The organism is Halovibrio sp. HP20-59 (genome assembly GCF_033052795.2).
Lineage (GTDB): Bacteria > Pseudomonadota > Gammaproteobacteria > Pseudomonadales > Halomonadaceae > Vreelandella.
In genome coordinates, this window is sequence record NZ_JAWJUW020000002.1 from 79,965 (window position 1) to 94,322 (window position 14,358).

General features: G+C 55.1%; 11 protein-coding genes. 1 reads left to right on the forward strand and 10 read right to left on the reverse strand.

Going from position 1 to position 14,358, the window contains the following annotated elements:
• The first annotated feature begins 42 nt into the window (after positions 1-42).
• Complete coding sequence (locus RZA33_RS02540; protein WP_317506281.1) at positions 43-267, forward strand: hypothetical protein; 225 nt, start codon at positions 43-45, stop codon at positions 265-267.
• A 133-nt stretch (positions 268-400) separates the two neighbouring features.
• On the opposite strand, the gene RZA33_RS02545 is transcribed toward RZA33_RS02540, so the two are convergent.
• The 10 genes from RZA33_RS02545 to betB form a co-directional block, all read right to left on the reverse strand.
• Positions 401-2,044: a glycerol-3-phosphate dehydrogenase/oxidase gene (locus RZA33_RS02545; RefSeq protein WP_317506282.1), complete on the reverse strand. Its 1,644-nt coding sequence runs from the start codon at positions 2,042-2,044 to the stop codon at positions 401-403.
• A 116-nt stretch (positions 2,045-2,160) separates the two neighbouring features.
• A complete protein-coding gene (locus RZA33_RS02550) occupies positions 2,161-3,906 on the reverse strand; it encodes an ABC transporter substrate-binding protein (protein ID WP_317506283.1) in 1,746 nt (581 codons plus the stop codon).
• Between the two features lie 99 nt (positions 3,907-4,005).
• The gene (locus tag RZA33_RS02555; RefSeq protein WP_317506284.1) at positions 4,006-4,278 is read right to left on the reverse strand and encodes a DUF2160 domain-containing protein; all 273 of its coding nucleotides are present in this window, start codon (positions 4,276-4,278) and stop codon (positions 4,006-4,008) included.
• Between the two features lie 11 nt (positions 4,279-4,289).
• The gene (locus RZA33_RS02560) at positions 4,290-5,186 is read right to left on the reverse strand and encodes a carbohydrate ABC transporter permease (RefSeq protein ID WP_317506285.1); all 897 of its coding nucleotides are present in this window, start codon (positions 5,184-5,186) and stop codon (positions 4,290-4,292) included.
• A 1-nt stretch (position 5,187) separates the two neighbouring features.
• Positions 5,188-6,075 (reverse strand): sugar ABC transporter permease, encoded by an 888-nt coding sequence (locus RZA33_RS02565; protein ID WP_317506286.1) that lies wholly within the window; start codon positions 6,073-6,075, stop codon positions 5,188-5,190.
• Positions 6,068-7,168, reverse strand: coding sequence for an ABC transporter ATP-binding protein (locus tag RZA33_RS02570; protein ID WP_317506287.1), 1,101 nt, complete (start codon positions 7,166-7,168; stop codon positions 6,068-6,070). Before RZA33_RS02570 ends, RZA33_RS02565 begins: the two co-directional genes overlap by 8 nt.
• On the reverse strand, positions 7,161-8,258 hold the full coding sequence (locus RZA33_RS02575; protein ID WP_317506288.1) for an ABC transporter ATP-binding protein: 1,098 nt from the start codon (positions 8,256-8,258) through the stop codon (positions 7,161-7,163). Before RZA33_RS02575 ends, RZA33_RS02570 begins: the two co-directional genes overlap by 8 nt.
• Before the next feature lie 223 nt (positions 8,259-8,481).
• Positions 8,482-10,968, reverse strand: a complete 2,487-nt coding sequence (locus RZA33_RS02580; RefSeq protein ID WP_317506289.1) for an acyl-CoA dehydrogenase — start codon at positions 10,966-10,968, stop codon at positions 8,482-8,484.
• A 229-nt stretch (positions 10,969-11,197) separates the two neighbouring features.
• Entirely contained in the window at positions 11,198-12,871 is a 1,674-nt protein-coding gene (gene betA / locus RZA33_RS02585) for a choline dehydrogenase (protein WP_317506290.1), read from the reverse strand.
• Between the two features lie 9 nt (positions 12,872-12,880).
• Positions 12,881-14,350, reverse strand: coding sequence for a betaine-aldehyde dehydrogenase (gene betB, locus RZA33_RS02590; protein ID WP_317506291.1), 1,470 nt, complete (start codon positions 14,348-14,350; stop codon positions 12,881-12,883).
• Positions 14,351-14,358: the final 8 nt, after the last annotated feature.

Sequence of the window (14,358 nt, forward strand, 5' to 3'; positions counted from 1 at the left end):
AGGCGGTTAGGCAGCGGATGACCATACCATGAGGTATTACTAATGAACTGCATCGAACTGAGCCAACAAGCCAACAGCATCGCCAGCACTTTCAGCAAGCAGGACCTCGCCCGATTGGTCGTGGCGCTGAAGAGCAACCGTGAATCACTGCAGCATGCCGTTGAAGTCATCGACACCGTGGACAGTCGTTCAGGCTACACACTGCAAGAAGCGTGGGATGAAGTGCTAGCTGGAGATTCTCAGATGCGCATTGAAGATGAAGAATAGGGTAAGTGCTTATTCATGAATAAGACTCTACGTAAATAAGACTCTATTAGCCCCCGTTACATTGCGGGGGCTTTTTTAGGGTAAATCCCTGGGCTTTAAACCTATATTTTAACTTTAAACTTATCTCTGGACTTTAAACCTCTACGGCTGAACCGGGCGGTAACGCCGTATCGCGGTTTTGCTCAAAGTAATGGTTAAAACGCTCGTCAGCGTCGTCGCCAAATAGCACACGGCAAGCCTCTTTTAAACCTGCGGATTGGCGCAGCTCCTCATGAGGGACCACCAGCGATACCTTGGCACGGCGGCGCAGAAAATCTTCAAGCTGAGTGATCATCTCATGATCGCGGGCATGCTCAATCTCGCAGCGGATGTACTCGGTGCCTTCGATCAAGATTTCGCCCTGAGCAGGGTCCTGACGAATTTTCTCTAGCATGGTAATAGCCTGATCGGCGTAGCGCCGCCAAAGCCGTGAAGAAAGCGGCTCTGAGGAGGTGGGTGCGGTCATTGCATCCAAATCCATCTGTTTGGCTTGATCCATAAATTGGCGCTTCACCGACGCTGGGGGCTCGCCGTACCACTGAAAATCAGGCGCTGAGAGCGTGACGCCCAGGCGGCTGATCTCGTCAGCAATTTCGTCGCCTACGTTTAAGCAGTCGGTCAGCTTACCGCCAAAGATGCTGACATGCGCGCTTTCGATATTGGTGTCTACCACGTGCTTGCGCGATAGCTGGAGAAAGTCGCGATCCTCGCCTTGGTCAGCCTTAATGGCAAGCGGACGCACCCCGCAGCGGGTTGAGATAATGTCGTCCTGGGTGAGCGGTTTAGCCAAGGTAAGGCGCTTATTGATATTTTCCAACACAAAGGCGATATCGTCAGCGGTCACATCGACTTCCGGCTGTTCCATATGGGTGTCGGTGGTGCCGATACAGGTGCGATTACCCATGGGAATAACAAAAAACAGCCGACCATCGTCGGCAAAAAACGCCAGCACCCGCTTTTTATCGGTTAGCTGCGGGACAATAAGGTGGATGCCCTTGGAGTACATGTGATGGTGGGTGGTTTTCTGCCCGGTCAACTCGTTATGCTGATCTACCCAGGGGCCTGCGGCGTTAATCAGTACCTTGGCACGAATATCGAAGGTGCGCCCATCCATTACGTCGCGCGCCTTGGTCACCCACAGATTACCTTCGCGTTCGGCGCCCTGTGATTCAACGTAGTTGGTGGCAATAGCGCCGTAGTCAAGCGCGTGGCGCACAAAGTTGAATACAAATCGGGCGTCGTTATCGTGAAGATAAGCGTCGGAGTACTCAAAGCCGCCAACGGCGCCCTCAACATCAATAATCGGTTCTTGTTGCTTAATTTTTTTGGGTGACAGTAATGTCGGCAACTTGGTAAAGCCGTTACCCATCAACCAGTAAAGCCAGGTGCCCGCCCACAAATAACGCGGTGAGTGGCGGAAACCTTTAGAAATAGTGGTCAGGAAACGAATTTCCTGCACCGTGGAAGGATAGCTTTTGATCAGGTGGTTGCGGCTTTTGCACAATTTGCGAACCAGTGCAAAATCCTTACTTTCCATGTACTTAATGCCTCCCCATACCAGGTTGGAGGAGTGCATGCTGGTACTTCCAGCGAAGTCGCCGCGATCAATCAGCGCGACGCTGGCACCTTTGCCTGCTAACGCCGCCGCCGTGGCAGCGCCATTAATGCCGCCCCCAATCACCAGGGCGTCAAAGGTCTCGGTCGATAATTGTTCAATGTTTCGATTGCGCAGTTTCATAGCGGATCCAGTTAACAAATAAATAGCCCTGTTGCGGTGGGTGTTTTCTCTTGTGCTATGGCTTGCCGCCAATGAAACGCACCAGGCGGGCTTTTGGCCCGCCTGGCTTTCCAGCGTTAGCGGGTGCCGGCTTCCATCCAGGCTTCCATCATTTCATCGTAAGGAACGGTGGTGCCTTGCGGCATTTCATCGTCCAACTTGGCCTTCGGTGCGCCGTCTTGGTCCAGCCAGTACTGCGGGTCACGCTCTTCGTTGAGCACGGGCGCATAGCTGTCGAAGACGTTGGCGCGGGCGAGACGATTCATGGTGCTGTCCATATCCGCTGCCAGCTTGTCGAGACCTTCCTGCGGGGTGACATCACCGCTCATGACCGGTGCCAGATTTTGCCACCAAAGTGGCGCCATGCGTGGGTAGTCAGGTACGTTGGTGCCTGTCGGTGTCCAGTTTGACTCGTTGGGACTGCGGTAAAATTCCACCAAACCGCCTAGCTTTGGCGCCATTTCGGTCATCTGCTCAGAGAAAATGTCAGATTCACGAATCGGCGTTAGACCGTGCATGAGTTTTTCCAGCGACACCGTTTTTGACACGGTAAACTGACCAAACAGCCACGCGGCGGTGCGGCGATCCTCAGGTGTTGAGTCAAAGAAAGTCCAAGCCCCCACGTCCTGATAGCCAACTTTCATACCCTCTTCCCAGTAGGGGCCGGTGGGGGAAGGTGCCATCCGCCATAGGGGGTTGCCTTCATCATCGGTCACTGCGACCGCAGGGTCAGTCATGTCGGCGGTGAACGCGGTGTACCAGAAGATTTGCTGGGCAATGTGGCCTTGCGAAGGCACCGGACCCGCTTCACCAAAGGTCATGCCCTGGGCTTCAGGCGGGGCGAAGTCACGAAGCCAATCTACCGCCTTTTGCATCGCAAATACCGATGCCGGGGAGTTGGTAGCACCGCCGCGGCTGACGCTGGCGCCTACCGGCTGGCTGTCTTCATTAACCCGGATACCCCAGTCGTCCACCGGGTTGCCGGAGGGGACACCAGGACTACCCATGCCCGCCATTGAAAGCCAGGAGTCATGGAAACGCCAGCCCAGTGAGGGATCGCGGCGGCCGTAATCCATATGGCCATACACCGTGGTGCCGTCTATCTCACCCACATGCACGGAGAAGAACTCGGCAATGTCTTCGTAGGCGGTCCAGTTAGTGGGCACGCCTAAGTCGTAGCCGTAAATCTCCCGGAATTGCTCCTGTAGGTCTTCGCGTTGGAACCAGTCATGACGGAACCAGTAGAGGTTGGCAAACTGCTGGGTCGGCAGTTGGTAGACGCTACCGTCTGGCCCGGTGCCGTATTGCAGACCAATAAAGTCGTCCAGATCGAGCGTCGGCAGCGTGTAGTCGGCCCACTCGTTTTCCATCGCCTCGGTGAGGTTTATCGTGGTGCCGTAACGGATATGCGTGCCGATGGCGTCGGTATCGTTCACAAAACCGTCATAGATGCTATTACCCGACTGCATCTGGTTCTGCATGGTGTCCACCACGTCACCTTCGCCGATGATGTTGTGGGTCAGATTGATACCGGTAAGCTCACTGAACGCTTCCGCCAACACTTCGCTTTCATAAACGTGGGTGGTCAGGCCTTCGGCAACGGTTTGAATATTCATGCCACGAAACGGCTCGGCGGCTTCTGCAAACCACATCAGCTCTTCTATCTGTTCTTCACGGCTTAGCGTCGAGTTCTGGAAGTGCTCATCGACCAGGCGTTCAGCGATGGTGCGGGCATCTTCTTCCTGCGCTGACAGCGTCCCCGATGCCAGCATTAAGCCCGCGGCGAGGGTGGTCAGTTTGAATTTTTTGTCGTGCTTTTGCATATTGACCTCGTTTTGTTGTGTTCTTCCTTGATGATTTGGCCGTCCTTGATACCGATTAAACGCTGGCGGCATTCCCAAGGGCTAGTCCAGCCCTAAGGGCTATCCCCAGCGCATTAAAACCAGCAGCCATACGGCTGATACCGCTAGTGCAATCCAAATGGATAATGAAGTGAAACCTATCACTCCCAGGTGGATATAGGCCGCCGAGAGTAGGCCGATAAACAGCCGATCTCCGCGAGTGGTGGCAATGGGTAAAAACCCTTTGCGCTCAATCGTCGGTGACAAAATTTCCCAAACCGTCATTCCCGCCAGCATGGCCGCAATTGACGAAAAGAATACGGCGGTGGGCACTGTCCATACCATCCAAGACATAGCGGCTCTCCTTAGGTGCGGCCCAGGGCAAAGCCCTTGGCGATATGGTTGCGAACGAAGTAGACCACTAAAATGCCGGGGATAATCGTCAACACACCGGCGGCGGCCAAGGTGCCCCAGTCAATCCCTGAGGCCGTAGAGGTACGCGTCATGATCATGCCGATAGGCTGGGCATCGGTGGCCGTCAGCGTGCGCGCCAGCAGTAGCTCCACCCAGGAGAACATGAACAGGAAAAACAGCGTGACGCCGATGCCTGAGCGGATCATGGGGATAAAAATCTTGACGAAAAAGCGTGGAAAGCTATAGCCGTCGATGTAGGCGGTTTCGTCGATTTCTTTAGGCACGCTGCTCATAAAGCCTTCCAGAATCCAAATCGCCAGCGGGATATTGAACAGGCAGTGGGCCAGCGCCACGGCAATGTGGGTGTCAAACAAACCCACCGAGTAGTAGAGCTGAAAGTAAGGCAGTAAAAACACCGCGGGCGGCGCCATTAAATTGGTCAGCAGCCAGAAGAAAAGATGCTTATCCCCAATAAAGCTGTAGCGACTAAAGGCGTAAGCGGCGGGCAGCGCGACGCAGATAGTGATAAGCATGTTCATCGCCACGTAGAGCATCGAGTTGACGTAGCCCATGTACCAGCTTGAGTCGCTGAAAATGCCGATGTAGTTATCAAAGGTCAGGTTTTGTGGCCACAGCGTCATTGAGCCAAGAATTTCGCTATTGGTCTGTAGTGACATATTGATCAGCCAGTAGATGGGCAAAATCATTAGCACTAAATAGACGCCAAGCAAAAGACGCGAACGCCAGTGTGCACGGGCAGTACGATTGCGCCGTTGGGCAGGAGTAACCTTGCTAAAAATCGTGTTGTACTTCTCGCCACGCTGGGTGTTTTCGAGTTGATAGCTCATGTTAAGCACCTCCGTGCGGCGGTTTGTCTTTCTGCATATTCATAATGGTGGTGTAGAAGACCCAGCTCACCAGCAGAATGACCAGGAAGTAGATAAGCGAGAAAGCGGCAGAGGGGCCTAAGTCCTGCTGGCCGATCGCCATGGTGGCGAGCGACTGACTCAGAAACGTTGTCGAGCTTCCTGGACCGCCGCCGGTTAGTACAAAGGGCTCGGCATAAATCATAAAGGAGTGCATAAAGCGCAACAGTACAGCGATGACCAGCACATTGGTCAGCTTCGGTAGCTGGATATAGCGGAACACCGCCCATTTAGAGGCACGGTCGATACGCGCTGCCTGGTAATACGCTTCGGGAATCGAGCGCAGGCCGCTGTAGCAGAGCATGGCTACCAGTGGGGTCCAGTGCCACACGTCCATTAAAACGATCGTTACCCAGGCGTCGCCCGCATTGCGGGTAATGTTGTAGTTGACGCCTAACTCACGTAGCCCCCAGCCCATTAACCCAATATCGCCACGGGTAAAAATCTGCCAAATGCTACCCACCACGTTCCAAGGAATCAGCAGCGGTAGGGTGATCAGGATCAGTACCGCCGAGGCTTGCCAGCCGCGTTTGGGCATAATGAGCGCAATGCCAATGCCTAACGGAATCTGAATGGCCAGAATGATCATTGAGAACGAAATTTGGCGCAGAAATGCTGCCTGTAATGCTTCGTCGTTGAGCGTGCTTTTAAACCACTCGGTGCCGGTAAAAAAGCTCGCGTTAGGGCCGAGCACGTCCTGCACCGAGTAGTTCACCACGGTCATTAGCGGGATGATCGCCGAAAACGCCACCAGTACCAGCATGGGTAGCACGAGTAGCCAGGCTCTGTTGTTGGGCACTTTGTTATTCATGGCCGGTCTCCACCAAGTACTCATCGATATACAGCGCCACCTTGTCAGCATCGAAATGCGCAAATGCCGCTTCACTTACTGGCGGTTGGCCTTCGGGTAGGCGTGCTTTAAAAGTTTGCCCATTGAGTTTGTAAGTCAACAGCGAATAGGTGCCCAGGTCCTGCACGCTAACCACTTGAATTGATACGCTATCGGCCGTCTGGCTTGAGGAAATAGCAATAAACTCGGGGCGGATGCCTAGCTTGATGTTGGTCGAAGGGGCATTGGCAACCGCACGTTTCAATGGCTCGCTAACCGGCAGTGGCTGATCACCGAACATTACTTGATCGTTGCGGTAATCGACGGCCATAAAATTCATACCGGGGCTACCGATAAAGTAACCCACGAACGTATGCGCCGGACGCTCAAATAGCTCTTGTGGCGTGCCAAATTGCACCACCTGACCGCCATACATCACGGCGATCTTATCCGCAAAGGTAGAGGCTTCCAGTTGATCGTGGGTGACGTAAATCATGGTGATGTTGAAGCGTTCGTGAATTTCTTTGAGCTTGCGGCGCAGTTTCCACTTGAGCTGCGGGTCGATGACGGTCAGCGGTTCGTCAAACAAAATCGCGGTGACGTCATCGCGTACTAAGCCTCGCCCCATGGAAACCTTCTGCTTCTCATCGGCGGTTAAATTTTTGGCTTTGCGATCTAACAGCGGCGTCAGATCTAGAATATCGGCGACTTCGAGTACCTTGGGTTTAACCCGGTACTCAGGCGTATTCATATTGCGCAGGGGGAAGGCGAGGTTATCGAACACCGTCATGGTGTCGTAGATCACCGGGAACTGAAACACCTGGGCGATATTGCGCTCTTCGGGCGGCAGCTCATTAACTCGTTGGCCGTCAAACAAAACATCGCCATCCGAGGGTTCAAGCAGCCCGGAAATAATATTCAAGAGGGTAGATTTACCGCAGCCGGAAGGACCTAGCAGGGCATAGGCGCCGCCCTGGTGCCAAACGTGATCCATTTGGCGAATGGCGTAATCCGCTGCGCTCTTGGGCGCTTTTTCGTAGCAGTGCGCCAGGCCCTTTAACGTGATTTCAGCCATGGGCAGCGTCTCCCTGACGGGCGGGTATATGCACGGTGTGGCCCTGCTTGTCGAAAGCGTAAAGCTGGTGGGTAGGGAAGTAGACTTTCAGCGGCTCGTCGACGCTAAACTGGTGGATGCCAACCAGGTGAAGCACTAGAGGGAAACGTTCGTGATGAACGTGCAGGAAGGTTTCAGAACCGCTGATTTCCGCTACATCCACGTGCACATCCAGCGCTAAATCATCGGCCTGCTGCGGTTGCAGAGTCAGGTGTGAAGCGCGCACGCCAAAGTCGTAATCACCCGGTTCAAGGCGTTTTAGCTTATCGTCGCAGGGGAAGTGCAGGTTTTGGTCGAAGGTGATCTCGCTGTCGGTAAGCTGGCCGGGAACGATATTAATCGGAGGTTCGGAAAACATTTCTGCGCTATGACGACCGTTGGGCTGGCGATAGACCTGCTCGGTGGGGCCGTACTGGAGTAATTTGCCTTCGTGGAGTACTGCGGTATTACCGCCCAGCGCTAGCGCTTCATTGGGCTCGGTGGTGGCATAAACGGCAATACAGTTTCGCGCCTTAAACAGCTCACGCAGTTCATCGCGGAGTTCTTCGCGGAGTTTGTAGTCCAGGTTGACCAGTGGCTCATCAAACAGAATTAAGTCGGCGTCTTTAACGAGCGCTCGGCCCATGGCAGTACGCTGCTGCTGGCCCCCGGATAACTCTTGGGGAAAGCGCTTTAATAAATGTTCGATATGCAGCATTTCAGCAATTTCGCCTACTCGCTTATCGATTTCGCTTTTCGGGTGTTTAGCCAGTTTAAGCGGCGAGGCGATATTGTCGTAAACGGTGAGGCTGGGGTAGTTGATAAATTGTTGATACACCATGGAGACATTGCGCTTGCGCACGGAGACATTGGTTACGTCTTTGCCGTCCATGATGATTTTGCCACGGGTAGGCGGTTCAAGCCCCGCCATTAGGCGCATCAGGGTGGTTTTTCCCGCCAGCGTTCTCCCTAGTAGCACGTTGAAGGAGCCTGGTTCGAGGGCTAGGTCTATTCCGCTGATATGCGGCACACCGTTGACGATGTGATCGATATTTTGCAAATGTAAGGACATGCCGATCTCGCTAGCGTCATTGTTGTTGGGTAAGGTTGTTGGATAGTCTAGATCGTTTTCGTTTACGAAAGGCTAGTTGATCGTTTGCGAACTTGCAACGCGTATTTGGCCTCTCGGACTACGCTTTTAGGCGTAGAAATTGAAAATTTGAACAGTGACAAAAAAGCCGGCTCCTGGTGTGCAGAAGCCGGCTAACGTTAATAGTAATGCTTTTAAAGACGTGTTACTTGACGCTTTCCTCTTCCTGCTTAGCGGCAGGTGCCGTTTGGCGGTTGTGGTCGATCAATGTGGTCTTGTTCTTGGCAAAGGCGTCGTAGGCAAAGTCGTCAACGGTGAGCATTTCCAGCACTTCGGCCTCAAAGGTGCGCATGAAGTCGGCATCTTCGCTACTAATCAGACCTTTCTCTAAGCCAGCCTCAACGCGCGCTTCAGGGTGCAACGCCGTTTTCGGTAGCTCGCCTTTTGCATAGGCTTTGTTCAGCGTGCGGTAGATTGCTTCGGCGCGGTCATAATCGACCAGCAAGGCATTGTAACGTGCCAGCGGATTGCGCTCTTCGCCATCGTCAGCGTCCCAGGTGTTTTCCAGTAGCTTGGTACGTAGAGCGCTGTGCGTGGAAACGCGCGTGGCGATGTCGCGGGCAAAGTCGTCGTGGGGCTTATCCCAACGGCGGCCTGTGGGCATCACAACAACTTTTAAGGTTTTACCCAGGGCACGGTTGGGTAGATTATCAAAAATCTCTACAAATGCCTGCTCGGCACGCTGGAGTAAGAAGCGGCAGCTGTAGTGCAGCAGCGCTTCTTCGCCTTCTACTTTACTGCCTGCCTGCCACTGCTTGAGTACCATCGAAGCGAGGTAAAGGTTAGACAGCACATCCCCCAGACGCGCAGAGATCATTTCACGCTTCTTAAGCGCTGAACCCAAGCTTGCCATGGCGGCGTCGGCGCACAGGCCAAAGCCAGCGGAGAGGCGGGCAATGTCCTTGGCGTACACAGCGGCAGGGCCATCAAAGGGAACGCTGGCTTTGCCGATGCCAAAGGCTAGGGTAAAGGCACGCGCCGCGTTGCCAAAAATTAAGCCCGCGTGGCCGAAGAAGGCTTTATCGAACGCCTTCATATCGTTGGCGTCTTTTGCGGCCAGCTCGTCAAGCACGTAAGGGTGGCAGCGGATAGCGCCCTGGCCAAAGATCATCAGGTTGCGGGTCATGATGTTGGCGCCTTCCACGGTAATCGCTACCGGGTTGGCACTGTAGCCGATACCTAAGTAGTTGCGCGGGCCAAGAGTGACCGCCTTGCCGCCGTGAACGTCCATCGCATCGCTGAGCAAAACGCGCTGGAACTCGGTCAGCTGACTTTTAAGGATCGCCGAGGGCACCGCAGGCTTTTCGCCGTGATCAATCATATTAGCGGTTTGATAGACGGTCGCCTGAGAGATATACGCCAGCCCGGCCATGCGAGCGAGGGGCTCTTGTACACCTTCCATTTCGGCTACCGGTACGTTGAACTGGCGACGCACGCGTGTGAAACCGCCGCTCCAGCCCAGGGCGTAGCGCGCAGTGCCGGTAGCGCCCGATGGCAGCGTGATGCAGCGGCCAATCGATAAGCACTCGACCAGCATCCGCCAGCCTTGGCCGATCATGTCTGGGCCACCGATAATAGTATCCAGCGGTACAAAGACGTCTTTGCCGATAATCGGCCCGTTCATAAACGGACTGCCGATGGGATGGTGGCGACGGCCAATGTCCATGCCGGCAGTATCGCGGGGGATCAGTGCCAGGGTGATGCCGCGGTCTTCTTCGTCGCTCAATAGTTTTTCTGGGTCAAACAGACGAAATGCTAAGCCCACGACGGTGGCGATAGGGGCTAGCGTGATCCAGCGTTTTTCAAAGTTCAGGCGCAGGCCGAGTACTTCTTCGCCATCAATGGTTTGCTTACACACAACGCCGGTATCGGGCAACGAGGTGGCATCCGAACCAGCGCGCGGACCGGTGAGGCCGAAGCAGGGAATCTCGCGGCCATCTGATAAGCGCGGCAGGTAGTGATCTTTCTGCTCTTGGGTGCCGTATTTAAGCAGCAGTTCGCCAGGGCCGAGGGAGTTGGGTACGCCCACAGTGACCATCATGGTTTCGTTGGCAGAGAGCTTCTGTAACACCATGGACTGCGCTTTGGCTGAGAATCCCAGGCCGCCGTACTCCTTGGGAATAATCATGCCGAAGAAGCCTTCTTTCTTCAGGAAATCCCACAGCTGCTGGGGCAGGTCGGCACGTTCCTGGGCGATATCCCAGGCGTTGCACATGCCAGCGGCTTTCGCACACTGGTTGGCTAAAAAGGCTTTTTCATCGTCGCGTAGACCAGTGTCTTTAAAGGCAAGCAGTTTTTCCCACTGAGGCTTGCCTGAAAATAACTCGCCATCCCAGGAAACGCTGCCAGCTTCAAGGGCGGTGCGCTCGGTGGCCGACACTTTTGGCGCCACTTTCTTAAACATTGCGAACAGGCGCGGCGTTAGCCATCTGCGACGCAGTGCGGGCAGCCCGGCCACGGCAACGGCGGCTGCGCCGATGAGCAGCAGCACGCCAATCAGCGTTGCATCGAACAGCAGGCCAACAAGGCCCAGCACGCCAAGTACGGCCAGCGCGGCTGGGGCGCCAGCCTCGCGACGCATAACCACGAGCAAGCCAACAACGGCGAGCACGATAAGGAGTAGGGTGAGCATAGGATTTCTCTCTGTTTCAGGCCGTGTGCAATGACCTGCTGTTGTTAGTAAACATGCTATCGAAAAACGCCTGTAAAGCCGCTAGTCGAACACTTGTTTGAATATTGGCAGATAGGTGGCGCTTTACGCAAGTATTTAGGCTTGTTTTGCTTGCGACTGCCGTTGGCATTGCAAAAAAAACGCCATGGCAGCAAGCCATGGCGTTTGGAGTAAAAAACAGACTCAATGTTCAGGCGCGTTTAGCCGGTGCGCCGTTGGCGACATAGTAGTCAACGCTTGCCCGAGGTAGCGGTTCGTTACCTTTAATGCGGTCGGCGATTTTCTCGGCCAACATAATGGTCGGCGCGTTTAGGTTGCCGGTGGGAATCACCGGGAAGAGTGAAGCGTCTACAACGCGAAGGCCTTCAACGCCATGGACGCGACCCTGGCCGTCGGTAACCGACATTTCATCTTCACCCATCCGGCAGCTACCGCAGGGGTGGTAGGCGGTTTCGGCGTGGTGCTTGACGAAGGCATCAAGTTCGGCATCCGTCTGCACATCGGGGCCGGGGGCTATTTCGCGGCCGCGGTACTTATCAAACGCTGGCTGGGCGATGATATCGCGAGTGAGGCGAATGGCGTCGCGGAACTCTTCCCAGTCTTTCTGCTTGGCCATGTAGTTAAACAGGATGCTGGGCGCCGCGTGTGGATCCTTTGACGTCAGACGGATACGACCGCGGCTTTCTGAACGCATCGAGCCAACGTGGGCCTGGAAGCCGTGAGCCTGTACCGCGCTCTTGCCGTTGTAGCTAATGGCAATGGGCAGGAAGTGGTATTGCAGATTGGGCCACTCCTCTTCGTCGCGGCTGCGGATAAAACCACAGGACTCAAACTGGTTACTGGCCCCCACGCCGGTGCCCTTAAACAGCCACTCGGCGCCAATTTTGGGCTGGTTGTACCACTTCAGCGCGGGGTAGAGCGAGATGGGTTCTTTACACTCGTATTGGATGTACATCTCCAGGTGATCCTGGAGGTTTTCACCCACGCCGGGAAGAGCGTGAATCGTCTCGATACCCAGTTCCTTCAGCAGTTCAGGGTTGCCGATGCCTGAGCGCTGCAGAATTTGCGGGGAAGCGATGGCGCCACCGCACAGGAGTACTTCACGGCGGGCGTAGGCCTGCTTTTTTTCGCCTTTCTGCTCATAGCGAACGCCCACCGCACGCTTGCCTTCAAACTCAATCACGTCGGTAACGGCATGGGTTTCGATGGTCAGGTTGTGGCGCTGCTTGGCGGTATCCAGGTAGCCTCGGGCAGTAGAAGAACGGCGTCCTTTTGGCGTGACGAAACGGTCCATGGGGCCAAAGCCTTCTTGCTGGTAGCCGTTAACGTCTTCGGTTTCCGGGTAGCCAGCCTGCTTGCCTGCTTCAATGAAGGTGCGGTAAAGCGGATTATTATCAGCTTTTGGCGTGGTCACGCTCACCGGGCCGTCGCCGCCGTGGTAGCTATTGGCACCAATATCGCGGCTTTCACACTTTTTGAAGTAGGGCAGGCAGCTCAGGTAGTCCCAATCTTCGAGACCGGGCTGCTTGGCCCAGTTGTCATAATCCAGGGCGTTGCCGCGGATGTAGCACATGCCGTTAATCAGCGAAGAGCCGCCAAGGCCTTTGCCGCGGCCACATTCCATATGGCGGCCATCCATATACGGCTCGGGGTCGGTTTCAAACGCCCAGTTGTAGCGCTTGCCCTGTAGTGGAAATGCCAAGGCAGCGGGCATTTGGGTGCGGAAATCGAAGCGGTAGTCAGGGCCGCCAGCTTCCAGCAGCAGTACGCTGACGTTGCTGTCTTCGGTGAGGCGCGTGGCGAGCACATTGCCCGCCGAACCTGCACCGATAATGATGTAATCAAATTCGCGTGGTTGCGGCATAAAAGCTCCTTAAAACACTGACTCAAACGGGCCCATTTCAATCTGAACTGATTTGGTTTGGGTATAGTGATTAAGCGTCTCAACACCGTTTTCGCGACCAATACCGGACTCTTTGTAGCCACCTACCGGCATTTCGGAAGGTGACTCGCCCCAGGTGTTGATCCAGCAAATACCCGCTTCCAATTGATGAATCACGCGGTGGGCGCGGTTCAGGCTTTCGCTGAAGACACCGGCGGCCAGGCCATAGGGTGTGTCGTTGGCACGACGAATCACTTCTGCTTCGTCATCAAAAGCGAGCACCGACATCACTGGGCCGAAAATCTCTTCGCGCACGATACGCATATCATCGGTGCAGTCGGTGAACACGGTGGGAGCGGCCCAGGCGCCGTCTGCAAAGCTACCGCTGTTCCAGTCCTCACCACCTACCAGTAAACGAGCACCTTGTTCTTTACCCAGTGCAATATAGGAAAGCACTTTCTCCTGATGCTCAAAACTGACCAGCGGGCCAAAGTTGACGCTGGGGTCCATGGGGTCGCCTGCTTTGATGCGCTTAACGCGCTCAACCAGCTTGGCTTCAAAGGCGTCTTTAACGCTGCGCTCGATAAACACACGCGTGCCGTTGGTGCAAATTTGCCCGCTAGAGTAGAAATTGGCCATCATGGCGGCATCGGCTGCGCGATCAAGGTCGGCATCGGCGAACACCAGCAGCGGTGATTTGCCGCCTAGCTCCATGGTGACGTCTTTTAACGTCGAGCTGGCGGCGGCGGACATGACCTTTTTGCCAGTACCCGCTTCGCCGGTGAACGAGATTTTATCGATGCCGGGATGCTCGGTGAGCATTGCGCCGACGCGCCCATCGCCTTGTACTACGTTGAATACGCCGTTGGGCAGGCCTGCTTCAATGAAGATTTCAGCCAGCTTTATGGTGGTAAGCGGCGTGACTTCACTGGGTTTGAAAACAATCGCGTTGCCTGCTGCCAGCGCCGGGGCGGCTTTCCAGCAGGCGATTTGAATCGGGTAGTTCCAGGCGCCGATTGCGCCGATCACGCCCAGCGGCTCGCGGCGGGTGTACACAAACGAGCTGTCGCGCAGGGGAATCTGGCTGCCTTCAATGGCCGGTGCCAAGCCAGCGTAGTACTCCAGCGCATCTGCACCGGTCACGATATCAACACTGGAGGTTTCGCTGATCGGCTTACCGGTATTGCGGGTTTCCAGCTCGGCCAGCTCGTCATTACGCTCTCTTAATAGCGCGACGGCGCGCAACATGATGCGCGAGCGCTGCATGCCAGTCATCGCGGCCCACTCGCGCTGGCCTCGCTGAGCAGCGGCAACGGCGGTGTCAACATCGGCTTGGCTCGCTTGGCCGATAGTGGCCAGCAGGCTGCCATCAAACGGATTGGTAACGGTAAAAGTATCGCCTGAAGTGGCGTCTACTTGGCGACCATCAATATAAAGCGGTTGTACGTTTTGAGTGGTCATGTAGGTCT